Genomic DNA, 23,358 nt, shown 5'->3' on the forward strand with positions numbered 1-23,358 from the left:
CGCGTGTTCTCCTCGTTGGCGTCGCTCGTTGACGAGCATCCCAATCCGTTTGAGTCCTGATATTAGCACTCGCATTAATAGAGTGCTAATAGGCAGAAAGGTTCCCTTTGATCGACTCAGTTGATCGGTGCTTAAGAGCGTGCCTCGCCCATGTTAAGCACGGATGAACAGAAGATTGGACGCGGATGAAGGGGGGAAGGTTCCGGGGGATTTGCTGTAGGAGCGGCGCTCGAGCCGCGAATGCCTGGCACGGCGTGTCGCAAGTATGTTCGCGGCTCAAGCGCCGCTCCTACAGGGGGGTGCCGGGGGCAACTCAGAAATTCGGCTCGATGTCACCCAGGTGACGGCCGACGGCGAGCCAGGCGCCGAGCAGGCCCAATGCACCGCTGAAAAGCGGGAGGATAATCAGGCTGGATGCGGCCATGGAGGTCAGTGATTGCTCGCTACTGTATAGCATCAGCAGCTCATTAATGGGGCCGCCCAGCCACCACAGGGCAACCTGCACCAGAATGACGGCGGTGAGGCCACCGGCGAAACCGAAGCAGAAGCCGGTATAGAGGAAGGGACGGCGGACGAAGCCGTCAGTGCCACCGACGATTTTCACCACCACGATTTCTTCACGCCGACTCTCGATGGCCAGGCGGATGGTGTTGACCATGACCAGCACTACCGCCGCAGCCAGCGCCAGGGTGAGGGCGGAAATCAGTCGCTCGCCCAGTTCGATCAGGGCGTGCAGGCGGCGTACCCATTCCACGTCCAGTTGCACCAGGTCCACGTCGTCGGCCTCGCCCAGACGGTTCTCCAGGGCGCGCAGGGTCACCGGGTCGGTGCTGTCGGGGAAGACCACAATCAGCGGTGGTAGCGGGTTGTCCGGCAGTGCTTCCAGCACTTCGCCAAAGCCGGACAGGGCCTTGAACTCCGCCAGTGCCTGTTCCCGGGTGACCACTTCGGTGCGGGTAATGTGGCCGGTGCCTTGCCATTCGCTGGCGAGCTCCCGCTGGCGGGCCTCGCTGGTGTCCATGTCGAGAAACACGGACAGGTGTGCATTGCCGTCCCAGCCGCGGGTAATGGCGCGGGCATTGTCCAGCAATACCGCCAGCCCGGCGGGCAGGGCCAGGGCAATGGCGATCACCAGAATGGTCATGGCGCTGCTGGCCCGGGCGGCGTTGAGCCGCTGCAGGGCATCGCCCAGGGAATCGCGGTGATGCTGGCGCCAGCTGATAAAACGGTCTCGCAGCGAGGTCTGGGCGCTGTGGGCGCCGGCTACGCGGCGCGGTCGTTCTGCCTTGTTGCGGCCGGCCTTGATCGGGGTGGCGTTACGCGCGCCCTTGTTGCCTTTGCCCTTGTTGGTGTTGTTAGGCGCCATGGGCATCTCCCGACTCATCGCCGTCGTGGATCAGGCGGCCTTCGCGGAGGGTGAGCAGGCGGTGGTTGTAGCGGGCGATCAGGCTGAGATCGTGGGTGGCGATCAGTACGGCCACGCCGACCCGGGCGAAATCCTTGAACAGGTCCATGATTTCCTCAGACAGGGCCGGGTCCAGGTTGCCGGTGGGCTCATCGGCCAGCAGTAGCGGGGGTTTGTTGACCACCGCCCGGGCGATCCCCACGCGTTGCTGTTCGCCACCGGAGAGCATGATCGGGTTGAGGTTTTCCTTGTCCAGCAGGCCGACTTTGTCGAGGGCGGCGCGCACCCGTTTGCCGATGTCGGCGCGGGCATAACCGGCGATAACCAGCGGCAGGGCCACGTTATCGAAAACACTGCGGTCGAACAGCAGCTGATGGTTCTGGTGCACCATGCCGATTTTGCGGCGCAGCAGGGGGATATGGCGATTGCCGAAGCCGTTCAGGTTCTGGTTATCAATCAGCACCTGCCCCTGGGTCGGGCGCTCAATCATCATGATCAGTTTCAGCAGGGTGGACTTGCCCGCCCCGGAGTGACCGGTGAGAAACGTCAACTGCCCGGCGGGGAGCGTAAAGCTCACTTTGCTGAGCGCGTCTTTCCCGTTCGGGTAGCGTTTGCTGACCCGGTCAAACTGAATCATTTGTGTCTCGCCTAGGCTCGACCGCTTGCACGCTTCACGCATCAGGCTTGCACGCGGCGTGGTGCGTGAAGCGTGATGCGTGCGGCGTTAACCGGTCACATCTTCAAATAGTGCCTGCACGAACTCTTCCGCATGGAAGGGACGCAGGTCTTCCAGCCGTTCCCCTACGCCGATAAAACGGATCGGCAGGCCAGTACGTTTGGCCAAGGCAAACAGGATACCGCCTTTGGCGGTGCCGTCGAGCTTGGTGAGTGCCAACCCGGTCACGCCGGCGGCATCACGGAACTGTTCTGCCTGATTGATGGCATTCTGGCCGGTGCCTGCATCCAGTACCAGCAATACCTCATGGGGGGCATCCGGGATCAGTTTCTTCATGACCCGGGTGACCTTGGTGAGTTCGTCCATCAGGTTGCCACGGGTATGCAGGCGCCCGGCAGTATCAGCGATCAGGATATCAACGCCGCGCGACTGGGCGGCCTGCACCGCGTCATAGACGACCGAGGCGGAATCGGCGCCGGTGTGCTGGGCCACCACGGGGATCTCGTTGCGCTCGCCCCACACCTGCAGCTGCTCCACGGCGGCAGCCCGGAAGGTGTCACCGGCGGCCAGCATCACGCTCTTGCCTTCCGCCTTGAAGCGACAGGCCAGCTTGCCGATGGTGGTGGTCTTGCCGACCCCGTTTACGCCTACCATCAGAATCACGTAGGGCTTTTTGCTGCCGTCGATCTGCATGGGCTGATCCACCGGCACCAGCAGTTTGCGCAATTCATTTTGCAGGGATTCGTAGAGGGCGTCGGCGTCTACCAGTTCTTCGCGGCTCACCTGGTCGGTGAGGGCCTGCACGATCACGTCGGTGGCTTCCACGCCCACATCCGCGACCAGCAGCTGGGTTTCGATTTCTTCGAAGATCTCGTCGTCGATCTCCTTGGCACCTACCAGCAAATCCGCCAGGCCTTTGCCCAGCCCCTTGCGGGTCTTGCTCATGCCCTGCTTCATGCGGGTCCAGAAACCGCCGTCACCGTCATCATTCTGAGGGTTGTCCTCGGGGGCGGCTGGCGCAGAAGGTATGGGGTCCGGCGTGGTTGCAGGTGGTTGCACGGCAGGCTCAGCCGGCTCCGGGGCGCTTTCGGCGCTGGGCTCGGGGGGGGCGCTGCTTGCCTCGTCGGCTTCTACACCGGTGAACATGCGCTTCCAGAAACCGGTTTTCTTTTCTTCCGGTTTTCCGTCTGGCTGAGGGCGGTTGTTGTCGTCGCGGGAAACTTCGTCGCTCATGATCAGTCGTATCCAATCAAGAAGGGTGATCCTTCTTTTGCAATGAGGCTGCAAGAGCAGGGCGATAACCCGGTATGCTATGCCGGAGAAAAAAAGGCCCTGCTTGCAGAGTTGCCGTTCGCGGGGGCGAACGCGCCGCTATCCTACCATTATGGGGAGAGGGGAGCAGCTTCGGGTTTGTGGTTCTCAACACATGTGTGCCCCCAATAGAGGTATTCCATGAAAAGACTGATAACGGTACTGGCGCTGGGCCTGTGGTCGCTGACGGCCCAGGCGGCGCTGCCGACCCATGCCTTTACGCTGGATAACGGCCTTAAAGTGCTGGTCCGCGAAGATCACCGGGCGCCGGTGGTTACGGTGATGGTGTGGTTCAAGGCAGGCAGCATTGACGAAGCCCCTCATGAAGCCGGGCTGGCCCACGTGCTCGAGCACATGATGTTCAAGGGCACCGAAAAACTGGGCCCCGGTGACTTTTCCAAACTGGTCTCCCGTTACGGGGGCAGCGATAACGCCTTCACCAGTTATGACTACACCGCCTATTTTCAGCAATACGAAGTGTCGCGTTTGCCACTGGCGCTGGAGTTGGAGGCAGAACGCCTTGGGCACCTGAAGATTGATGACGAGGAATTTGCTCGCGAGCTGGACGTGGTGATGGAAGAGCGGCGCATGCGCACCGACGATAACCCCAATGCGCTGGCCTGGGAAAAATTCCAGGCCGTGGCTCGCCCGGGTACAGGCTACGCCCACCCGATTATTGGCTGGCGCTCACTACTGGCTCAGCTGCAGCCAGAGCAGGCGCGTAGCTGGTATCAGCGGTTCTATGTGCCGGGCAACGCCACCCTGGTGGTTGCCGGGGATGTGACCCGCGAGCAGGTGGAGCCTCTGGTGGAGAAATTCTTTGCGGACCTGCCGTCCGGGCAGACACCTCCGCGCCCCAGGCAGACGGTGAACCCGCCGGCCGGCGAGCGTCGTCTGGCGCTGAATCTGCCGGTAAAAGTGCCCTCCCTGTACATGATGTACAACGTGCCGTCGCTGGTCACGCTGGAAGACAAGACCGATTTCTATGCCCTGACCATGCTGGCTGGCGTGCTTGATGGCGGCATGAGCGCACGGATCGAAACGGACCTGGTGCGTGGCGAACGGCTGGTGGCCGGCGCCGGTGCCAGCTACAGCGGGATTCAGCGGGGCGATGGCACCTTCACGCTAACCGCCGCCCCCAGCCCGGATGTGACCCTGGAACAAGTGGAGAAAGGGCTGCTGGCGCAGATTGAACGATTGCAGACCACGTTGCCCACTGACGCGGAAATGGCCCGGGTGCGAGCCGGGGTGCTGGCGGGGCAGGTGTTCGAGAAAGATTCGGTCATGGGGCAGGCCATGGAACTGGGCATGTTGAGTACCCTTGGGTTGGATATTGATTTGTCTGCCCGTTTCGCCGAGAACCTGGAAGCGGTGACCGCCGAGGACGTGCAGCGCGTGGCACAGCAATGGCTGGTGCCGGAGCGCCTGACCGTGGGCACGGTGAAACCGAAAGCGCCTACCTCTGATCAACCGCAAGCGGAGCCGCAACCATGAAGATGAACGTTTTCCGACTGGCCTGCCTGCTCGTCTTGGGCGCGCTACTGAGTGCCTGTGCCGGGACTTTTTCGGGTTCTTTCCCCCGTAGCGAAGCGCAGGTCGCAGCAACCGACCCGCAAGCGCCAGCGTTGGATATCCAGTCCTGGCAAACCGAACAAGGGGCGAAGGTGTTGTTTGTGGCCAGCGATGCGCTGCCCATGCTGGATATTCGTCTGGTCAGTGATGCCGGCTCCGCCCGTGATGGTGCGCACCCGGGCCTGGCGTCACTCACCAGCGCTTTGCTGGGTGAAGGCGCTGATGGCATGAGCGTGGACGATATTGCCCGTGGTTTCGAAGACCAGGGCGCCAGCTTTTCGTCGTCCAGCTACCGGGACATGGGGGTGATCAGCCTGCGCACCCTGTCCGAGGCGCAGTACCGTGAACCGGTATTGGCGCTGTTCAATCAGGTGATCGGCAGCCCGACGTTTGAGCAGGATACCCTGGCGCGAATTCGCACCCAGATGATGCAGGGCTTGCGCATGGAGACTCAGGTGCCGGGGCCGCAGGTGAACAAGGCGTTTCAGTCTACGGTATTTGCCGGCCACCCCTATGGGCAGCCCAGTGATGGCACCCTGGAGAGTCTGCCGGCCATTGCCCGTGATCAACTGCAGGCGTTTTACCGCACCTACTACGCGGCAGGTAACACCGTGATTGCCATGGTGGGTGATCTGGATCGCGCCCAGGCGGAGAAAATTGCCGGGGACATCAGCGCAGCTCTGCCGGAGGGCCAGGCGGCGCCGCAGCTGGAGCGGGCCACCCCGCTGGCAGAGCGGCAGCGCCAGCACATCACCTTTCCCTCCGCCCAGACCCATATCCTGCTGGGTAATCAAGCCACCTGGCGGGGCAACCCGGACCATGTAGCCCTGTATGTGGGCAATCAGGTGCTCGGCGGTGGCGGCTTTGCCTCCATCCTCACCGATGAAGTGCGCCAGAAGCGTGGCTACGTCTACGGTATCAGCAGCCACTTCGGCCCCATGGCCGCCGGTGGCCCGTTTCAGGTGCGTCTGCAGACGGGTAACGACAATGCCGACGACGCGTTGACCCTGACCCTGGATCTGATCGACCAGTTCGTGCAGGACGGCCCCACCGCAGAACAGCTGGAAGAGACCCGCGCCAGTATTCTGGGCAGCTTTGCCTTGGGCACGGCGGATAATAGCGACATCATCGGCCAGCTTGGCGCTATCGGCTTTTATGACCTGCCGCTGGATTACCTGCAATGGTTCAACGAGCAGGTGCGCACGGTGACGGCGGAGGATATTCAGGCTGCGTTCCAGCGCAACCTGACGCCGGACAACCTGGCTATTGTCAGCATCGGCCCCAAGGCGCCACAGATTCGTCCGGCCGATAGTGACGCTGGCGCGGCCGCAGCCGAGGAGCCCGCTGATCGTGCCCCGTAAGCGTTCCAGCAAACGCCCCGGTGCCAGTGCCGGGGCGGCGCAGAAAGGTCAGGTGCGGATCATTGGTGGCGAACGGCGTGGCCACCGTCTGCACTTTGTGGACCACGGCGGTGATCTGCGCCCGTCGTCGGACCGCATGCGTGAAACCCTGTTTAACTGGCTGCAATTCGAGGTGCCGGGGCTGCGTGTGCTGGACCTGTTTGCCGGCTCCGGCGCGCTGGGCGCGGAAGCACTCAGCCGGGGAGCCCGTGATGCGGTGTTGGTCGAAAAACAGCGCGAACGCTGCGCGGATTTGAGCCGTCAGTTAACCCCTTTGTTTGAGGGACGCATCACCGTGCATTGCGCCGATGCGTTGAGTTGGCTGCCTGCGCAACAGGAACCGTTTGACCTGATCTTCATTGATCCGCCCTACGACCTGGGCCTGGTGACGCCGGCCTGTGAGGCGCTGGAAGCCCATGGGCTGCTAGCGAGCGGGGCCATTATCTATGTGGAGAGTCGCCGCCAGGGCGAGGTGCCTGCGGTACCGGCGCACTGGGTGTTGTCGAAAGAAAAAAGCAGCGGCGATATTCATGCGCGGTTGTACCGGCGGGAACCCGACGCGGTTTGACCCGTGCCGTGGCGGGATGGCGTGACGGCACAGTAAACCGGCGCCCGCGCACAGGTCTCATCCCATTGAGCCGGGCATGGGCAGGTTGCGCCAGCAAAATGGCACAACTTGCACTAGTGTGCCAGTTGTGACTGGCAAATACTGTGTCCATGAGCAACGAGGACACCGCCATGAATGCCAATGCAGCCACTACTATAACTACAGGGCAACGCGATCAAGCGGCCAAGCGTCAGCCGCCGAAAAAAGTGAATAAAAGTGACATTCAGCCCCGCAAGATGGATTTTGAATTTGATCCGTCCATGCCCCGTTACTGGTTCGACAATGACCAGTTCAAAACCATGCTCTTGACGGCCCTGTCCTGCACGTTTCCGGAAGGTGAGCGCTTCTTCGTTCGTTCCGTGCGCCATTTCCAGAAAAACCTTACTGACCCTCTGCTGCGTGAGCAGGTGAAAGGGTTTATCGGCCAGGAAGCGCATCACGGCAATGAGCACGATGCCTTCAATGCCTTTATGGAATCCAAGGGTGTGCCCACCGGCAAGGTGGATGCTTATGTGAAAGACGGTCTGAAATTCATGGCCAAGTGGTTGTCGCCGGAGCGGCAGCTGGCCAAGACCTGCGCGCTGGAGCATTTCACCGCCATGCTGGCGGAAATGATTCTGGAACATCCGGAATTTATCGAAGGCATGGACGAGCGCATGGTGCCGCTGTGGTTGTGGCATGCGGTGGAAGAAAGCGAACACAAATCCGTGGCCTTTGATGTGTACCGTGACCAGGTGGACAGCTATTGGGTGCGTACCTCGGAGATGGCCTTTACCACGGTGGAGTTTATTGGTTTTACCATCCTGCATTACAACCAGTTGCGCGCCGAAATGGATGATCCCACTGACTGGAAATCTGTGCGTCAGGGGCTCAACTGGTTGGTGGGCAAGCCCGGTTGGCTGCGCAAGCTGGGTAAATCCTACCTGGCCTATTACAAGCGTGATTTTCACCCTTCCAAGCGCGACAGTGCCCACCTGCGCCAGCAGGGTCTGGAAAAACTGTCGCGGCTGATGAAGCGCCCTGAGTTGCTGTCCTGACTCTGCCTGACTGACCGGGGCGTGACCTCGGTCAGTTTTTACCGCGTTCTTACCATCAAGTTCCCCTGCAACCGGGTATATTCGAAGGTGTCTGTTTCGGCAGGGAGCGCCTGATGACACCGCCAGATTCCCCTTCTCATTCCTCCAGTACTGAAACGCGACAGGTCGCGCGCGGATTACAGGCGCCGGTGCTCGCGTTTCCGTTTCGCCTGTTTTTTCTATCCGCGGCCCTGGTTGCTGCGCTATTGGTGCCGCTATGGCTGTTTGTGCTGACTCAGGGCGGCATGAGTCACCTGGCGTTGGCGCCCCTGCACTGGCATCAGCACGAAATGCTGGCGGGGTTTCTCAATGCGGCCATTGCCGGCTTTCTTCTCACCGCGGTCTGCAACTGGACCGGGGCGCGCCCGGTGGCCGGCGGACCGCTATTAGCCGTGTGGTTGCTGTGGCTGGCCGGTCGGTTGGCGATGATGTTCGGGGGAGCCTGGCCACTCTTGGCGACAGTGATCGATCTGGCCTTCTTGCCGTTACTGGCCTGGCTGGCCGGGATTCGCATCTGGCATGCCCGTCAGTATCGGCAACTGATTCTGATGATGGTGCTGGCGGCCTGCTGGGGGCTGGATCTGTTGTTTCATCTGTCCGCGTCGCCTCGGTATTTGCATGCGCTGGTGGTGTTGGCGGCGGTGCTGATATTGATTATCGGTGGACGCATTACTCCGGCGTTTACGCGTAACTGGCTGCAAGCCCGCGGGCGGGACAGTACCCGGGTGCGTACTATCCCCTGGATGACACCGGTGGGCCTGGGAGCGGCGCTGGCGGTGGCGGTGCTGGTGGCGCTCAATATGCAGGGAGCGGTATTGGCGGTGCTGGCATTCGTTGCTGCGGCTATGGCGCTGCTGCGCTTGGCGGGTTGGTCGTCCTGGCAGATTCGCGATGAACCGTTGCTGTGGATCTTGCACCTGGGGCATGTGTGGGTGGTGCTGGGGTTTGTGTTGCTGGCGCTGGCCCAGTGGCACTGGGTGGCGCCGACCAGCTGGCTGCATGCCCTTGGGGCCGGGGCCATGGGCACTACCATTATGGGGGTGATGACCCGTGTGGCGGTGGGGCATACCGGCCGTGCCATGGCGCTGCCGCCCGGCGGGATCCTGCTGTATGCCCTGGTGCTGACGGCGGGCGGTTTGCGGGTGCTGGCGGCGTTGGGCTGGCTGCCCTGGTTATCCGGTGTGTGGCTGTCCGCCGGTTTGTGGAGCCTGGCTTTTGCCGGTTTTTTACTGCTCTACGGGCCAGTGCTGACCCGCCCACGGGTGGATGGCAAGCCGGGATGATAGGGTGGGCAGAACAGCAATGGCCGCAGAGGATGGTATGCACTGGCTGAAACGATGGCTGACCCCGGGGCGCAAGCAACACAAGCCTGAGCAGGAAACCGGGCTGGCCGAAGAGAAGAGTGAGATCGCACCGGGGCCAGCGCTGGGTGAACACCACGCCGCCCATGGCAGTGATGAAGACCCGGAACCGTTGCACCGGGGGCGACGGCGTTTGAAAGAAACCTACACCAGCCACTGGGATCTGGATTATATGCCCCGTGATGAGCTGGAAGAGGTGTTGTCCGGCGAGGCTGACAAGCCTGCCAGCGATGATGGCAAAAAGAACGCGGAATAACGGCCCGACTGTTTATGCGGGCCGGGCCACCTGCATTTCGCTAAAGCGCTTGGAAACGCGCACGACGATATCGCTCTGAAATGCTTTCTCGTAATGCACATCCAGCACATAGGCCTTGGCCCGCAGCCGAATGGCCAACCGGTAGCCCACCTCGATTTCTTCAATGGCAAAGGTGACCGGTTTTTTCAGGTAGGCGTAACGGCTGGTGACGATGATTTCCTCCACGATGGCCTGGGCCTGCTCGATGTTGGCATCCAGCGCCACGTGGAAATCGGTGACCACCATCATGTCCAGTTCGCCGGCGTTACCGGAGGCCACCACGTCGGTGATAAAACGTGAATTGGGAATGGTGACCAGGTTGTCGTCCAGGGTTTGCAGGCGCACGGTGCGCAGACCAATGGAGACAATTTCCCCGTAAACGTTATCAAAGCTGACCCGGTCGCCCACCCGGAACGGGCGGTCGAACAGCAGAAGTAGCCCGGCTACCAGCGAGGCGGCGATGTCTTTCAGGGCAAAGCCCAGTGCCACCGCAATGGAGCCCCCGGCGGCGAGCATGAATTCCTTGGGCGGTTGCAGCACCCCGATCACCAGCGCAATGGCACCCACGGTGTAGAGCACAAACCCGATCAGGGTGGTGATCTGCAGAATCAGGAAGCGCCGGGTGGGCATTTTCTCGGTGATTTTCTGGCTCGCCTTGCTGATACCCCAGTTCAGCGCCCATAGCACCAGGCCGCCGATAAACAGCAGCATCAATGCGTAGACATTGAACAGTTCCACCACGACAGTCAGGTCGTTGACGATATTTCCATCATTCATTGAGCAGGTTCTTCCGTGTCAGGTAACTGATCACCTGCTGGTACCACAAGGGGACCAGGCGGTAGCGGCTGTTTTCATCCTTGTGCAGAAAGCCGGCATCGAAGCCGCCTTTCAATGCGTAACGCACGATGTTTTCCGACAAATGGGTGACCGCGCTGATTTCGTGGCTGGTCAGATTCTCGTGGGTGGCAATGGCCGCGTACACAAACAGGGAGTTGTCGCCCATGCCGTCGAGCAGGCTGGCGGAAGGCGGGTTGGGCAGCCCAACGGTGACCTGCCGGCCCTTCACTTTCACCGAGGTCAGGAACAACCGTAAGGCCACCATGGGGTTGCCGCGGCTGGCGTCCCACAGCAGGCTGAAATAACGTTGTTCCGCGTTGCGCAAATTGCCTGCTTCTGGCCCGCGCGAGGACAGCAGCACTTCGTCGTAGCGTAACTTGAAGCCGCTCAGGTGGTTGCGGCTGAGGATCAGCGAGCGAATATCGGTTTGCCCCCAGCGTTTCACCCGGACCACATTGCGGAACTGGTATTCGCGGCCGAAGACATTGCATAGATAGGCCCAGCTCTGGTTGTTGATCAGCAGTAACCAAAACACATTGTCCAGCCGGGCATTGACCAGGTTAAGCACCGTACGCCAGCCTTCCAGGCCGCCCAACTGTGCCAGGAAAAAGTTCTGCGCTTCATCCAGTACCACCAGCGTGGGTGGTCGTTGTTCGTCTTCCTTGACCAGGGCGGCGGGGCCGTCGTTGACCAGGTCCGACCCCAGGGCGTCGCCAATCAATTGATGGATGGCTTCCGGTGTGCAGGTTTTCGGGGGGACTTTCAGGTGCAGGGTTGTTAACGATTCACAGCTTTTTTCCAGCACCGTGTTGAGCTTGCCCAACGACACACTTTTGCCACAGCCTTTTTCACCCGCTACCACCAACGCATTTTCATCGGTTTTGTCTTCGTGCCAGCGCTGGATGCTTTTCTCCATGGCCGCCACCAGCCCGGTATCGATAAACGGGGTTTTGTTCGCATCGTCCGGCAGGGCGGAGGCAAACCAGCGCTCGTAGGACTGTGCCGCCGGTTGTTCTGCGTCATCGGTCTCGTCTTCGTCGGTGGCCACCGTGGCACGGAACCGGAACCAGCGGGCCTTGAGCCGCATGTACCAGTCGAAGTCCGCCAGCACCCGGTCCACAAAGCCGACCAGAAAGCTGATCAATGCGACCGGTAGCAGCAAGGGCGCGAACAGCCAGAACAGGCTGGGGCTGAGTAGACGGGCGATGAGCGGGTCTACCCGCGAGGGCATCAAGGTCTGCAGGCACACCTGATAGTCCTGGTGGCGCAGCGCCAGCAAGCGCCCGAGCCCCCAGTAAATGGCCACCAGCAGTACCCCGAGAAACAGGTAATACATAAGGGATGGGCCCAGGCTTTCCCAGACCACAATGACCGGCACCCAGGGGACAATCATCCAGCGCGCCAGGTTTCGGGCGTGGTGTGTTACCTGCTGGGTCTGTCCACCGCCCAGGTAAGCATTGGCGCTCTGCGCAACGCGCATTACCAGCCATTCGCCGATCAGGCAGAGCAGGCCGTAGATTACATACAGTTGCGCGAGTGGCAGCAGCCACAACAGGATCTTGCTGGACGGGGTGTCCAGCAGCGGGTCCAGCCGCCCGAGTACCAGCCAGATCAGAATCCACGGCAGAATCGGTGCCAGCCCGCTGATCAGGCGGCTGGCGTTGAGCAGCCAGCGGCGCTCACCGCTGAGCTGAACCACCCGATCATGCAGGGACAGCGCCCAGCGGCGGGTGCGCTGGGCCAGGTGAATAAGCAACCAGAAACCCACACCCCCGAGAATCAGCGCCAGGATGTTTTGTACCACTGGCATGAAGCCGCCGTTGCGGATGGGGCCATTCAGGTCGTAACGCATCAACGAGAGAATATCGAGCACGCGCAGACCAATGCGGTGGCTTTCGTGCTGTAACAGCAGCGGAGCCTGACTCAGTCCGCCCAGGTTGTTGATCTGGTCCAGTAGCGGGCGGCTCTGCCACAGTTCGGCGCGGAGCGCGCGTACGTCTTTCTGAATGTCCAGTCGGGTCTTGAGCAAGCTGCGCCACGCCGAGGAGCTGGTGCCGGTGGGGGGGCGCAATGTGGGTAACTGCAGCCACAGCGTATCCAGGGTTTGCAGTGCCTCTTCAGGGGCGCTCTGCAGCTTGCCCAGCACCGTCCACACTTGCTGGATGTGCTGTTGCAGGATCTGGCTGGCCTGGCTGATGGATGGGTCCGTCTCCGGACTCTCGGACAGGGCCTGCAGCTGGGTATGGTGCGTTGCCAGGTTCATAAAGGCCTGGCGCTGGGGGTAATTGAGTGCGAAAAACCCCTGCCGCAATGTGTGGCGCGTGTTTTCCAGGGTGTTGATCTGCTGGGTCAGCGTATCGATATCATTCTGGGTGGCCGGGCATTTGCTGTCGACCACTGAAAGCGGCTGCGGAGTGGCCAGGGGCAGCAGTGGCCTTTGGTTCAGGGGGCGGCCCAGCAGGGTATTGAGCTGGTGTGGGGCGGGAATGTCGCCATCCAGGATGGATTGCAGGGTGTCACGATCGGTACGCAGCAGTTGGCGCTGTTGTTTCAGTTGGGCGAGGGTCAGCTCTGCCGCATCGCAGGCCGCATTTTCGGCCGCGTGCAGCGGGGAAATCACCAACAGGGCCAATAGCCCGAAAACCAGCCAGACGCGGGGCGATACCATTCGCTGTTCCTCTGCTCCATGTGGGCCTGCGGTCAGGCTTCTTGTTGTCTCGGAAGCCATTGTAGGAAGGCGATGCCTGCGTTGTATAGCGATTGCAGGAATTGATCGCAGGGATGGGCAAGAACCGCAGGCAGAGGTTCTGCAGGGGGTGCTATAGTCAAAGACATGAATCTGGACTGTTCCGGCATGGATCGGACCGGCAGAAGGAGAGCGACATGCAAGAGATGACTGTGCGAGCCTTGATGGCCAAGCACCCCATGGCAATCAAGACCGGCACCGAGCTGACCGAAGTGGTGGACGCGCTGTTGCAGCACAAATTCACCGGGCTGCCGGTGGTGGACAGCCAGAACAAGGTGGTGGGGTTTGTCTCCGAACAGGATTGCCTGCGCAAGCTGCTGATTTCCAGTTATCACTGTGAAGGGGCGCTGGTGGTGGAAGACTTCATGCATGATCAGCCGCTGACGGTGAAAGAGGATGATTCTGCGGTGAACGTGGCGGAGCTAATGGTCACGGAAAAACCCAAGATTTACCCGGTGGTGGATGGCCAAGGGAAACTGACGGGGCTGTTGACCCGCGAGCAGGTGCTGCGTGCGCTGAAGGACAGCCGTCGGGGCTGCGACTGACTGGGGGTTGCGCCCGCTTCTCCTGCCAGTAGCGCGATGACCGTTGCGTACAATTCCCGGTTAGGGGCTGCCGGTAAGCTCTGTGACAGCTCAAAACAACAACTCGGGAGAGCTGTCCATGCGTGATCTCAATACTTTTCTGGCGGACTATGGCGATAGCCACCGCAATCCGGTCAATCAATGGGTACACATCCTCTGTGTGCCGGCCATTTTTGTGTCCACCCTGGGGCTGTTCTGGCTGATACCGCTGGGGCACTGGCTGGGCCTGGAAGGCAGCCTGGCGTACTGGGTCAACGGCGGCACCTTGCTGGCGGCGATCTGCATGCCATTCTATCTGCGCATGTCCGCGGGCATGACGGTACTGATGGGCGTTTGGCTGGCCCTGTCCCTTGCCGCCGTGGTGGCCGTGGATCGCAGTGCCCTGTCGTTGGGCTGGAGTGCGGCGGCCTTGTGGTTGCTGGCCTGGGCCGTACAGGTGTGGGGCCACAAGGTAGAGGGAAAGAAGCCGTCGTTTGTGGATGATCTGGTGTTCCTGTTGGTCGGCCCCATGTTCGTCAGCATTGAGCTGGCCCACAAGCTGGGGCTGCGCCGCTCCGGTGTGGTGAATTGATCAGGCGCTAATGAGCGTTGCCTGCCCGGCCCCGGGCGGGCACTATTTCCGGCATGTCCCAATCGTCGCCGGCTTCCGATCCCCGTCTGCTGACCCCGCTGTTTCTCTGGCGGGGCGGTTGGCTGATGGCGCTTTCCTCGCTGCACAACCAGCCCCACCAGCATGTGGCGGCGTCGTTACTGGTCGGGTTGGAAAAGGATATCCGGGTCACCCGTGAAGGCCGGGTTCTTTGTGCCCGGGCCGTCCTGGTGCCCCCGGAGTGCCAGCAAAGCCTGCACAGCGATGGCCCGGTGGCGATCCTGCATCTCGACCCGGACGAGCCGGCCTGGCGATCCCTGGCCCTGCAGCAGCCGTTATCGGCGGCGCACCAGCAGTGGCTCAGCGATACCTTGCGTGATTTATCGCGGACGGCTCACCCCGAAACCGGGGTGGTGACGTTTGTGCAGCAACTGCGGCGGCTGGCGTCCCCGCCGCCGCTGGATGCGCGCATTGCCGCCAGCTGTGCCTGGCTGCGTGATGCGCCGGAGCCGGCGCCCACCATGACTCGCCTGGCGCAGCAGGTCGGGCTGTCCGAATCCCGCTTTCGCCACCTTTTCCGGGAACAGATGGGGGTAACGCTGAAGCGTTATCTGCTGCATCTAAAATGCCAGCGCGCCCTGTCGCTCTGGCAGAGCGGGATGAACTTTACCGATCTGGCGGTGCTGGCCGGCTTTTACGATCAGCCTCATCTCAACCGGACACTTCGTGCCATGTTCGATGCCTTGCCGTCGGGGTATGCTCGGGGTCAAACGGTGCAGGTCGTGCCTCTGTCGATACCTGCTGAAAACCGCACAACCCCTGTGGAGTGATCATGGATTATCAGGATATTAAAACCGATCTGGCCGAGCAGATTCTGACCATCACCCTTAACCGTCCCGACCGCCTGAATGCCTTTACCCTGCGTATGAAAGATGAAGTGGTGCATGCCCTGGCAGAAGCGGACAGCAATGACGACATCCGCGCAGTGATTGTGACCGGTGCGGGCAAGGTGTTTTGTGCCGGAATGGAAATGCAGCCTGAAGGTGGTGGGCACCTGTTCGGTTATGACGATGCGGAAGGTATGGACCCGCCGCTGGAAACCATTCGCGATTCCGGTGGTGAATTGTCGTTGGCGATTTATAACTGTCGCAAACCGGTGATTGCGGCCATCAATGGCGCGGCGGTGGGTGTGGGGATTACCATGACCCTGCCCATGGATATTCGTCTGGTGGCGGCCAACAGCAAGATCGGCTTCGTCTTTACCCAGCGGGGCATTACCCCGGAAGCCTGCTCCTCCTGGTTCCTGCCCCGCGTGGTGGGTATACAGAAGGCGCTGGAGTGGGTGATCAGTGGCGACATTTTCATGGCCGAAGAAGGCGAGAAGGCCGGCCTGTTCCACAGTGTGCATGACAAGGGTGAAGTGTTGGATGTGGCCCGCTGCATCGCCCGCAAACTGATCGCCAAAAGCTCCCCGGTGGCGGTGGCGCTGGCCAAGCAGATGTTGTGGCGCAACCCCAATTTCTCCCATCCGGCGGAAGCCCATGTGGTCGAATCGAAAATGATTTACTGGTCCAACGAGTTCTGGGACGGCAAGGATGGTTTCACCGCTTTCCTGGAAAAACGCGATCCGCGTTTTGAGACCTCACTGGCGGATGTGCCCAAACAGTTTGATTTCTGGAACGAACCCCCGATTAAATAGAGCGACCGATTTTTCAGGCCGCCGTTTGGCGGCCTTTTTGCGTGTGTGTCGCCAGGCGACAATGTGATATGAGGCAGGGAATGATGAAAAGAGAAACCATAGCCATTCATGGCGGTTTTGCCGGTGATCCGCAGACCCATGCGGTGGCTGTGCCCATGTACCAGACCACCAGCTACTACTTTGACGATACCCAGCATGGGGCGGATCTGTTCGATCTGAAAGTGCCAGGGAATATTTACAGCCGCATCATGAACCCGACCAATGGGGTGCTGGAAGAGCGTGTTGCGCAATTGGAAGGCGGCATTGGGGCGTTGGCCATGGCGTCAGGTATGGCGGCGATCACTGCGACGATTCAGACATTGGCGAAGGCCGGGGACAATATTGTTTCCACCAGTCAGCTTTATGGCGGTACCTATAACCTGTTCGCGCATACCTTGCCGAATCAGGGCATCGAGGTGCGTATGGCCGACGGCCGTAATCCCCAGGCGATTGCCGATGCCATTGATGAAAAAACAAAAATGGTGTTCTGCGAATCCATCGGTAACCCGGCGGGTAATGTGGTGGACATGGCCGCGCTGGCCAAGGTTGCCCATGACGCAGGCGTGCCGCTGGTGGTAGATAATACGGTGGCAACCCCCGCATTGTGTCGTCCCTTCGAACACGGTGCCGATATTGTGGTGCACTCGCTGACCAAGTACATGGGCGGCCACGGCACGACCATTGCTGGGGCCATCGTGGATTCCGGCAAATTCCCCTGGAAAGATAACCCGCGTTTTCCGCAGTTCAACGAGCCGGACCCCAGCTACCATGGGGTGGTGTACGTGGAGGCCATGGGTGAAGCAGCATTTATCGGTCGTGCCCGGGTTGTCCCCTTGCGCAATATGGGCGCCGCGTTGTCGCCGATGAATGCGTTCCTGATCATGCAGGGTATTGAAACCTTGAGCCTGCGTATGGAGCGCCATTGCGAGAATGCCATGAAAGTGGCTGCGTACCTGCGTGACCATGCCAAGGTCAGTTGGGTCAATTTTGCCGGGTTGGAAACCGACAAGGATTATGCGTTGGCACAGCAATACATGGATGGCGGTGTGCCTTCGTCCATTCTCAGTTTTGGTGTGGACGGTGGCCGTGAGGCGGGAGCGCGTTTTATTGATGCGTTGCTGCTAATCAAACGGTTGGTGAACATTGGCGATGCCAAATCGCTGGCGTGTCACCCGGCCACGACCACGCACCGGCAGTTGAATGATGAAGAGCTGAGCAAGGCCGGGGTCAGTGCGGATCTGGTGCGTTTGTCCATCGGTATCGAGCATGTGGACGATATCCTGGCTGATATCGAACAGGCGCTGGCGGCGGTTTAGCCCTGTGCTCGAAACTGGGCCGGCGTCATGCCGGTCCAGCGTTTGAACGCTTTGGCAAAGGCGCTTTCATCGGAAAAGCCCAGTTTGTCGGCGATATCGAAAAGCTTTAATCCTTCCTTCAATGCCTGTTCGGCCATGCCCTGCAGCAGTGAATCGCGCAGCAGTTTGAAGCTGGTGCCTTCTTCGCTGAGTTTGCGGATCAGGTGGCGGCCGCTCATGGCCAGTTGTTCGGCCACTTTTTCCTTGCCCCATCGGGGATTCTGACGCAGCAGGTCGCGCACGCTCACGCTCAACGACTGACTCCCCAGTTCCTCCAGCAGCTGGTCGGCGAGGGTGCGCAAGTGCTGGCACAGGGCCGGGTTGGCATAAATCAGTGGCAGCGATAGCGCGGAAGCGGGAATACGCAGGGCGTTATGGGGGGCGGAAAACGCCACAGGGACGCCCATTAGCGCCTCATAGCGCGCCGGGGTATCCAGTGCCGGGTGGGCAAAGGTAATGCTGTCGGCGTGGACCTGTTCACCGGTGGACCAGCGGGTGAGCTGCAGCAGCGACGCCAGCGCGGCTTCCACCCGTTCGGACTGGCGGGTGGTGTACTGCGGCTGGTAACGAATTTCGCATACATCACTCGCCACGGCGTATTCGAACGCGCCACCTTCTCCCACGATGGGGTAATAATCCATCAGCGAGTCCAGCGCTTCGGCCACGGTGTCGCAACTCATCAGCACCATGCCCACGGTGTCCAGATGGCCTACTTGTATGGCTTGGCCGAACTGGATGCCGATCAGCGGATCGTCTGCCTGCTGGCAAAAGGTTTCCCAGATTTCACCCTGCAACTCCAGGCTTACCCGCTCCTGCTCGGCAAAGGCGTTCTTCAGGGGCGCAGGCAGGGAAAATCCCAACTGCTCTGCGGCCTGACTGATGGCCTGGGTAAAGCGTACCGTGACGGTGGGGGTATGCGACATGGGTGTAAGTGAGGTCCCGAATTAACCGTGACAAAGTCCTGAAATAGCCGTGTGTCTATTGCTGGCCGATCCTAGAGTAGCAAGCATACCAAACTCTGTGCTCCGCTTCGCTTGCCGGGCACCGGTGACCGAATAAAAAGACACAATAAAACGGGATAGCTATGTACGCAGTGATAGGGGCGGGGCCCATGGGCCTGGCCACGGCCAGAAACCTGAAGAAATACGGTATTCCTTTTGCCGGTTTTGACTTGAATACCGATGTGGGTGGCCTGTGGGATATCGATAACCCGCACAGCACCATGTATGAATCGGCGCATCTGATTTCCTCCAAGGGGATGACCGAATTCAAAGAGTTTCCCATGGCGGATGACGTTGCTACCTACCCCCATCACCGCGAAATGAAGCGTTACTTCCAGCAATACGCTGCGCATTTTGGACTCTATGAGCACTACGAGTTCTCCACCCGAGTAGTAAAGGTGGCGCGTGATGGCGATGAGTGGCTGGTGACCACCGAGGCAAATGGGCAGGAACAGTGCCGACGCTTTTCCGGGGTGCTGATTGCCAATGGCACACTGCATACGCCGAATCTGCCCAACCTGCCGGGCCGCTTTGATGGCGAATTGATGCATTCCTGTGAGTACCGCCACCCGTCCTGCTTTGATGGCAAGCGGGTGTTGGTGGTGGGCTGTGGTAATTCGGCCTGTGATATTGCCGTGGATGCGGTGCACCGGGCGGCCAGTGTGGATATGTCCGTGCGCCGGGGGTATTACTTCCTGCCCAAGTTTATTGGCGGCAAGGCCACCGATTCCATTGGCGGCAAAATCAAGTTGCCCCGTGCGCTCAAACAAAAGGTGGATGATCGCCTGATCCGCATGATCATCGGCAAGCCCAGCGACTACGGTTTGCCGGACCCGGATTACAAGCTGTATGAGTCCCACCCGGTGATCAACTCGCTGGTACTGCATCACATTGGCCACGGCGACATTGCCCCGCGCGGGGATATTTCTGCCGTTTCAGGCAAGACTGTGACCTTTGCCGATGGCCAATCACGGGAGTATGACCTGATCCTCATGGGCACCGGTTACAAGCTGGACTACCCTTTCATCGACCCGGCCGAGCTGAACTGGAACAACAGTGACGCCCCGCAACTTTACCTGAACGTATTTAATCCGATGCATCGTAATCTGTTCATGATGGGGATGGTGGAAGCTGCCGGACTGGGTTGGGAAGGGCGTAACGAACAGGCGGAAATGGTGGCCTTGTATATTCGTGCCAGCCAGCAGGGGGCAGCCGCTGCGAAAGCCCTGGAAGAAACAGTACGTCAGGAAGCGGAAAAAAATCTGGATGGTGGTTACGCCTATCTGAAGTTGGCGCGTATGGCGTATTACGTCAACAAGGACTGCTACCGCAAGGCGGTCAACACTCACATTGCCGAACTGAAAAACTTGAAGGCGGAGGTGTGAGATGGAAATACATTTCGGAAGTGAGAATCTGCTGATCCTGAACGTCATCCTGGCGTTCATGATGTTCGGTGTGTCCCTGTCGCTCACCGGTGATGATTTTCGACGTGTGCTGAAACGCCCGGATGCCCCCATCGTCGGATTGCTTGCCCAGTTTGTGCTGTTGCCGGCGGCCACCTGTGTCACCACCTGGTATTTCGAAGTCGATCCGGAACTGGCGCTGGGCATGATACTGGTGGCGTCGTGTCCCGGCGGTTCGTTCTCCAACATCATGACCTGGCTGGGGCGGGCGAACGTGGCGGTGTCGGTCAGCATGACGGCGGTGTCCAGCGTGGTGGCGATTGTCATGACGCCGTTCAATTTTTCCCTTTATGGCTGGCTGAACCCGATTACCCGTCCCATCCTCACCGACATCCAGATGGACAGCATGAATATCCTGATTCTGGTGGCGTTAGTGTTGGGGCTGCCGTTGTTGGTGGGTATGTTGGTGGGCAAGGCGTTTCCGGTGTTTGCGGAAAAAGCCCAGAAGCCCATGCGCTATGTCACCTTGCTGGTGTTGTTGCTGTTCGTGGGCATTGCGTTTGGCAATAACATGGATGTGTTCCTGGCCACGGCGAACCGTATTGTCGGGCTGGTGGTGCTGCAGAACTTTCTGGCGCTGGGGTTGGGGGCCATGGCCGGCATGATTACCGGGCTCCCCCGGGGAGATCGGCGTGCCATCACCATGGAGGTAGGGATTCAGAATTCGGGCCTCGGGTTGGCCATCCTGTTTACCTTTTTTCCGGACGCCAGTGAAATGATTTTGATCGCTGCATTCTGGGGCGTTTGGCATCTGATCAGCGGCTTGTTATTGGCCTGGTGGTGGTCACGGACCCCGGCGCAGGAGGATGCATGTCGCGACGCATTCTGATCACCGGCGCCGCTGGCTATATTGGCAGCCAGCTGGCCCGGCAGCTGCAGCAGCATCATTACGTGGTGGGCATGGATATCCGCAAGGACGACAGTGCGGATTTTCCGTTTTACCAAATGGATATTCGTGATCCGAAGATTGGCCAAATGATGAAAGAGCACGGTATTCATCAGGTGGTGCATCTAGCTGCGGTGCTGGAAGATTCCGGTGACCGTGCGCGTGATTTCGATATCGATGTGAATGGCACGCGCAATGTACTGGATGCCTGTGTGGCCAGCGGTGTCGAACAGCTGGTGGTGACCAGCTCAGGTGCCGCCTATGGCTACTACGCCGACAATCCGGCCTGGCTGGATGAACAGGATGCGTTGCGGGGCAACCCGGAATTTCCCTATTCGGACCACAAGCGTCAAGTAGAAGAATTGCTGGCCGATTACCGGACAAAATATCCAGCCCTTAAGCAGCTGGTGTTACGCCCCGGCACGGTGCTGGGTGCGGAAACGCGTAACCTGATTACCCGTCTGTTCGAGGGCGATCGACTGTTGGCCGTGGCTGGCTCGCCTTCTCCCTTTGTCTTTATCTGGGATCAGGATGTGGTGGGTATCATCGAGCAGGGGGTCAACCAGGATCGTAGCGGTTGCTTCAACCTGGCCGGTGACGGTGCCCTGTCCATTGATGCGCTGGGCGATTTGCTGGGTAAGCCGGTGATTCATGTGCCGGCCTGGCTGATTCGCAGTGGGTTATGGATCGGGAATCGATTGCGGCTGACTCAGTATGTGCCTGCGCAAGTAAACTTCCTGCGCTATCGTCCGGTACTCAGCAACCGCCGGCTGAAAGAGGAATTCGGCTATATTCCCCGCAAGACCTCCGAGCAGGTCTTCCGCTTTTTCATGGCCGCCGCGCGGCAGCGAGGGCAGTTATGAAAACCGTATTGATTACTGGCGCGGCTTCCGGGCTGGGGTGGGCCTTGTCTCGACAGGCGTTTGCGCTGGGGCACAGGGTGATACTGGTCGACATGAATGCTGCGTTGCTGGCATCGCGCGCGGATACGTTGGCTGGCGAAGATCCTGCCCGTGTCACCTTCCGGGATCTGGATGTTACGGATGGCGACGCCGTGCAAGCACTGGTGCATTGGGTGCGGGATAACGAGCTATCGCTGGATGTCCTGATCAATAACGCTGGCATTACGCACCGCTCATTGGCGGAAAAAACCCGCATGGCCGTCTTTCGCAAAGTCATGGCCGTGGACTGGCAAGCGCCAGTGGAGCTGGCGGTTGGTTTTTTGCCGCTGCTGAAAAAAAGCCGTGGCGGGATTATCAATATTGGTTCCATGGCGGGCTGGATGCCGGTGCTTGGGCGCGCCGGTTACTGCAGTGCGAAAAGTGCCTTGAGCCAGTTTTTTGAAGTATTGCGGGGCGAAGTGGCCCGCGATGGCGTGCATATTCTGATGGCGTACCCCAGTTTTCTGGATACCCCCATTGAAACCAACGCCCTGGGGCATGATGGACGCCCGGCCAGCCATAAACGCTCCATGGTGGGCGATATGCGCAGCCCGGAATGGATGGCTGAATTGGTGTTCGAAGCCTACGCAAAGAAAAAGAAACGTTTATTCCCGGATCGCTTCACCTGGTTTGCCAGCTTGCTCTGGCGACTGTTGCCGGATCTGTATCAACGCATGATGCAGCGTAAATTTGCCAGCGAACTGAACCAGTAGGAGTCCCCGTGACGGACCTGATGACCTTGCCCTGGCTGTTGCTGGCGCTGTTCATATTTTTTGCCTTTACCACCGAAGCCATGACCGGCTTTGGCAGTATCGTGATCGCCCTTTCTCTGGGCGCCTTGCTGTTACCGATCCCGGAAATCCTGCCGGTATTGGTGCCGCTTAATATTGTCATGAGTGCCACCTTGAGCTGGCGTCACCGCCAGCATATTCATTGGCCGACGCTGTGGCGGCTCATCCTGCCATTGATGGTGCTGGGGACGCTGACCGGTTATGGCTTGCGTCCGTGGATGGGCGATCAGCTGCTGAAAAACGGGTTCGGGCTGCTGGTGGTGTGGTTCAGTAGCCGTGAGCTGTGGCGTATGTGGAAGGGCATCAAGGTAGCGCCCCATGGAGCCTGGTGGTCGCGCTGCTGGATGTTTCTGGCAGGGATCACCCATGGCCTGTTTGCCTCCGGTGGGCCGTTGCTGGTGTATGCCTTGAGTGGCCTGTCGCTGGAAAAAAAAGCGTTTCGTGCCACTCTGATTCTGGTCTGGCTGTCGCTGAACAGCTTGCTGACGCTGGTGTTCCTGCTGGATGGAACCTTGTTGCCGGCGGCACCGCGCATCGGCTTGCTGGTGCCGGTGGTTATCGCGGCGATACTGCTGGGTGAGTGGCTGCATCACCGGGTGAATGAAGAGCGTTTTCGTCAGGCCGTGTTTATGGTGCTTTGGTGTACCGGGCTGATTTTGGCCTGGCCGGGGTGAATGAAGAGTTGAAAGTTCAAAGTTTAAAAGCGCGGGGCGGTGGCTCTTAT

Annotated in this window: 22 protein-coding genes; 16 read left to right on the forward strand and 6 right to left on the reverse strand. The window is 59.9% G+C overall.

What is annotated here, in order from left to right:
* Nucleotides 1-313: 313 nt before the first annotated feature.
* From ftsX to ftsY, 3 genes are all read right to left on the reverse strand, one after another.
* The gene (gene ftsX / locus CL546_RS11970; protein ID WP_290495264.1) at nucleotides 314-1,366 is read right to left on the reverse strand and encodes a permease-like cell division protein FtsX; all 1,053 of its coding nucleotides are present in this window, start codon (nucleotides 1,364-1,366) and stop codon (nucleotides 314-316) included.
* Complete coding sequence (ftsE, locus tag CL546_RS11975) at nucleotides 1,356-2,042, reverse strand: cell division ATP-binding protein FtsE (RefSeq protein WP_290495266.1); 687 nt, start codon at nucleotides 2,040-2,042, stop codon at nucleotides 1,356-1,358. The genes ftsX and ftsE overlap by 11 nt, the downstream gene beginning before the upstream one ends.
* Before the next feature lie 87 nt (nucleotides 2,043-2,129).
* Nucleotides 2,130-3,314, reverse strand: coding sequence for a signal recognition particle-docking protein FtsY (gene ftsY, locus CL546_RS11980; RefSeq protein WP_290495267.1), 1,185 nt, complete (start codon nucleotides 3,312-3,314; stop codon nucleotides 2,130-2,132).
* Nucleotides 3,315-3,533: 219 nt separating this feature from the next.
* Here ftsY and CL546_RS11985 point away from each other — a divergent pair, with 219 nt between their 5' ends.
* The 6 genes from CL546_RS11985 to CL546_RS12010 all read left to right on the forward strand — a co-directional run bounded on the left by CL546_RS11985 (nucleotide 3,534) and on the right by CL546_RS12010 (nucleotide 9,664).
* A complete protein-coding gene (locus tag CL546_RS11985) occupies nucleotides 3,534-4,886 on the forward strand; it encodes a M16 family metallopeptidase (protein WP_290495269.1) in 1,353 nt (450 codons plus the stop codon).
* Nucleotides 4,883-6,325, forward strand: coding sequence for a M16 family metallopeptidase (locus CL546_RS11990; protein WP_290495271.1), 1,443 nt, complete (start codon nucleotides 4,883-4,885; stop codon nucleotides 6,323-6,325). Before CL546_RS11985 ends, CL546_RS11990 begins: the two co-directional genes overlap by 4 nt.
* A complete protein-coding gene (gene rsmD / locus CL546_RS11995) occupies nucleotides 6,315-6,932 on the forward strand; it encodes a 16S rRNA (guanine(966)-N(2))-methyltransferase RsmD (RefSeq protein WP_290495273.1) in 618 nt (205 codons plus the stop codon). Before CL546_RS11990 ends, rsmD begins: the two co-directional genes overlap by 11 nt.
* Before the next feature lie 170 nt (nucleotides 6,933-7,102).
* On the forward strand, nucleotides 7,103-8,008 hold the full coding sequence (locus CL546_RS12000; RefSeq protein ID WP_290495275.1) for a metal-dependent hydrolase: 906 nt from the start codon (nucleotides 7,103-7,105) through the stop codon (nucleotides 8,006-8,008).
* A gap of 113 nt (nucleotides 8,009-8,121) precedes the next feature.
* The gene (locus CL546_RS12005; protein WP_290495277.1) at nucleotides 8,122-9,330 is read left to right on the forward strand and encodes an NnrS family protein; all 1,209 of its coding nucleotides are present in this window, start codon (nucleotides 8,122-8,124) and stop codon (nucleotides 9,328-9,330) included.
* A 19-nt stretch (nucleotides 9,331-9,349) separates the two neighbouring features.
* A complete protein-coding gene (locus CL546_RS12010) occupies nucleotides 9,350-9,664 on the forward strand; it encodes a hypothetical protein (protein ID WP_290495279.1) in 315 nt (104 codons plus the stop codon).
* A 12-nt stretch (nucleotides 9,665-9,676) separates the two neighbouring features.
* Here CL546_RS12010 and CL546_RS12015 read toward each other — a convergent pair whose 3' ends face one another.
* Nucleotides 9,677-10,480 carry a mechanosensitive ion channel family protein gene (locus tag CL546_RS12015; protein ID WP_290495281.1) on the reverse strand — a complete coding sequence of 268 codons (804 nt, stop codon included), beginning with the start codon at nucleotides 10,478-10,480 and terminating at the stop codon, nucleotides 9,677-9,679.
* Complete coding sequence (locus CL546_RS12020; protein ID WP_290495283.1) at nucleotides 10,473-13,208, reverse strand: ATP-binding protein; 2,736 nt, start codon at nucleotides 13,206-13,208, stop codon at nucleotides 10,473-10,475. The genes CL546_RS12015 and CL546_RS12020 overlap by 8 nt, the downstream gene beginning before the upstream one ends.
* Nucleotides 13,209-13,423: 215 nt before the next feature.
* Here CL546_RS12020 and CL546_RS12025 point away from each other — a divergent pair, with 215 nt between their 5' ends.
* From CL546_RS12025 to CL546_RS12045, 5 genes are all read left to right on the forward strand, one after another.
* Complete coding sequence (locus CL546_RS12025; protein WP_290495285.1) at nucleotides 13,424-13,831, forward strand: CBS domain-containing protein; 408 nt, start codon at nucleotides 13,424-13,426, stop codon at nucleotides 13,829-13,831.
* A gap of 118 nt (nucleotides 13,832-13,949) precedes the next feature.
* Entirely contained in the window at nucleotides 13,950-14,441 is a 492-nt protein-coding gene (locus tag CL546_RS12030; RefSeq protein ID WP_290495287.1) for an Mpo1 family 2-hydroxy fatty acid dioxygenase, read from the forward strand.
* A 53-nt stretch (nucleotides 14,442-14,494) separates the two neighbouring features.
* The gene (locus tag CL546_RS12035) at nucleotides 14,495-15,289 is read left to right on the forward strand and encodes a helix-turn-helix domain-containing protein (RefSeq protein WP_290495289.1); all 795 of its coding nucleotides are present in this window, start codon (nucleotides 14,495-14,497) and stop codon (nucleotides 15,287-15,289) included.
* 2 nt (nucleotides 15,290-15,291) lie between these two features.
* Complete coding sequence (locus CL546_RS12040; RefSeq protein WP_290495291.1) at nucleotides 15,292-16,158, forward strand: crotonase/enoyl-CoA hydratase family protein; 867 nt, start codon at nucleotides 15,292-15,294, stop codon at nucleotides 16,156-16,158.
* An 83-nt stretch (nucleotides 16,159-16,241) separates the two neighbouring features.
* Complete coding sequence (locus CL546_RS12045) at nucleotides 16,242-17,513, forward strand: O-acetylhomoserine aminocarboxypropyltransferase/cysteine synthase family protein (protein ID WP_290495562.1); 1,272 nt, start codon at nucleotides 16,242-16,244, stop codon at nucleotides 17,511-17,513.
* Here the strand turns inward: CL546_RS12045 and CL546_RS12050 are convergent.
* Nucleotides 17,510-18,475 carry an AraC family transcriptional regulator gene (locus tag CL546_RS12050; RefSeq protein WP_290495293.1) on the reverse strand — a complete coding sequence of 322 codons (966 nt, stop codon included), beginning with the start codon at nucleotides 18,473-18,475 and terminating at the stop codon, nucleotides 17,510-17,512. The two genes, CL546_RS12045 and CL546_RS12050, sit on opposite strands and share 4 nt — an antisense overlap.
* Nucleotides 18,476-18,636: 161 nt before the next feature.
* Here CL546_RS12050 and CL546_RS12055 point away from each other — a divergent pair, with 161 nt between their 5' ends.
* Genes CL546_RS12055 through CL546_RS12075 form a run of 5 tightly spaced genes read left to right on the forward strand, consistent with a single transcriptional unit; the run spans nucleotide 18,637 to nucleotide 23,308 of the window.
* The gene (locus CL546_RS12055; protein WP_290495295.1) at nucleotides 18,637-19,938 is read left to right on the forward strand and encodes a flavin-containing monooxygenase; all 1,302 of its coding nucleotides are present in this window, start codon (nucleotides 18,637-18,639) and stop codon (nucleotides 19,936-19,938) included.
* A 1-nt stretch (nucleotide 19,939) separates the two neighbouring features.
* Nucleotides 19,940-20,845, forward strand: coding sequence for a bile acid:sodium symporter family protein (locus tag CL546_RS12060; protein WP_290495296.1), 906 nt, complete (start codon nucleotides 19,940-19,942; stop codon nucleotides 20,843-20,845).
* Nucleotides 20,827-21,765 carry an SDR family oxidoreductase gene (locus tag CL546_RS12065; RefSeq protein ID WP_290495297.1) on the forward strand — a complete coding sequence of 313 codons (939 nt, stop codon included), beginning with the start codon at nucleotides 20,827-20,829 and terminating at the stop codon, nucleotides 21,763-21,765. Before CL546_RS12060 ends, CL546_RS12065 begins: the two co-directional genes overlap by 19 nt.
* Nucleotides 21,762-22,556: an SDR family NAD(P)-dependent oxidoreductase gene (locus CL546_RS12070; protein WP_290495298.1), complete on the forward strand. Its 795-nt coding sequence runs from the start codon at nucleotides 21,762-21,764 to the stop codon at nucleotides 22,554-22,556. The genes CL546_RS12065 and CL546_RS12070 overlap by 4 nt, the downstream gene beginning before the upstream one ends.
* An 8-nt stretch (nucleotides 22,557-22,564) precedes the next feature.
* Complete coding sequence (locus CL546_RS12075; protein ID WP_290495300.1) at nucleotides 22,565-23,308, forward strand: sulfite exporter TauE/SafE family protein; 744 nt, start codon at nucleotides 22,565-22,567, stop codon at nucleotides 23,306-23,308.
* The last annotated feature ends 50 nt before the right edge of the window (nucleotides 23,309-23,358 follow it).

Origin of the sequence: Alcanivorax sp., from assembly GCF_002726155.1 — a bacterium.
Taxonomy (GTDB): domain Bacteria; phylum Pseudomonadota; class Gammaproteobacteria; order Pseudomonadales; family Alcanivoracaceae; genus Alcanivorax.

Coding starts and splice junctions, on each gene's coding strand:
- ftsX (WP_290495264.1), bottom strand. CDS start 1,366: ATGGCGCCTAACAACACCAACAAGGGCAAAGGCAACAAGGGCGCGCGT.
- ftsE (WP_290495266.1), bottom strand. CDS start 2,042: ATGATTCAGTTTGACCGGGTCAGCAAACGCTACCCGAACGGGAAAGAC.
- ftsY (WP_290495267.1), bottom strand. CDS start 3,314: ATGAGCGACGAAGTTTCCCGCGACGACAACAACCGCCCTCAGCCAGAC.
- CL546_RS11985 (WP_290495269.1), top strand. CDS start 3,534: ATGAAAAGACTGATAACGGTACTGGCGCTGGGCCTGTGGTCGCTGACG.
- CL546_RS11990 (WP_290495271.1), top strand. CDS start 4,883: ATGAAGATGAACGTTTTCCGACTGGCCTGCCTGCTCGTCTTGGGCGCG.
- CL546_RS12000 (WP_290495275.1), top strand. CDS start 7,103: ATGAATGCCAATGCAGCCACTACTATAACTACAGGGCAACGCGATCAA.
- CL546_RS12005 (WP_290495277.1), top strand. CDS start 8,122: ATGACACCGCCAGATTCCCCTTCTCATTCCTCCAGTACTGAAACGCGA.
- CL546_RS12010 (WP_290495279.1), top strand. CDS start 9,350: ATGGCCGCAGAGGATGGTATGCACTGGCTGAAACGATGGCTGACCCCG.
- CL546_RS12015 (WP_290495281.1), bottom strand. CDS start 10,480: ATGAATGATGGAAATATCGTCAACGACCTGACTGTCGTGGTGGAACTG.
- CL546_RS12020 (WP_290495283.1), bottom strand. CDS start 13,208: ATGGTATCGCCCCGCGTCTGGCTGGTTTTCGGGCTATTGGCCCTGTTG.
- CL546_RS12025 (WP_290495285.1), top strand. CDS start 13,424: ATGCAAGAGATGACTGTGCGAGCCTTGATGGCCAAGCACCCCATGGCA.
- CL546_RS12030 (WP_290495287.1), top strand. CDS start 13,950: ATGCGTGATCTCAATACTTTTCTGGCGGACTATGGCGATAGCCACCGC.
- CL546_RS12035 (WP_290495289.1), top strand. CDS start 14,495: ATGTCCCAATCGTCGCCGGCTTCCGATCCCCGTCTGCTGACCCCGCTG.
- CL546_RS12040 (WP_290495291.1), top strand. CDS start 15,292: ATGGATTATCAGGATATTAAAACCGATCTGGCCGAGCAGATTCTGACC.
- CL546_RS12045 (WP_290495562.1), top strand. CDS start 16,242: ATGAAAAGAGAAACCATAGCCATTCATGGCGGTTTTGCCGGTGATCCG.
- CL546_RS12050 (WP_290495293.1), bottom strand. CDS start 18,475: ATGTCGCATACCCCCACCGTCACGGTACGCTTTACCCAGGCCATCAGT.
- CL546_RS12055 (WP_290495295.1), top strand. CDS start 18,637: ATGTACGCAGTGATAGGGGCGGGGCCCATGGGCCTGGCCACGGCCAGA.
- CL546_RS12060 (WP_290495296.1), top strand. CDS start 19,940: ATGGAAATACATTTCGGAAGTGAGAATCTGCTGATCCTGAACGTCATC.
- CL546_RS12065 (WP_290495297.1), top strand. CDS start 20,827: ATGTCGCGACGCATTCTGATCACCGGCGCCGCTGGCTATATTGGCAGC.
- CL546_RS12070 (WP_290495298.1), top strand. CDS start 21,762: ATGAAAACCGTATTGATTACTGGCGCGGCTTCCGGGCTGGGGTGGGCC.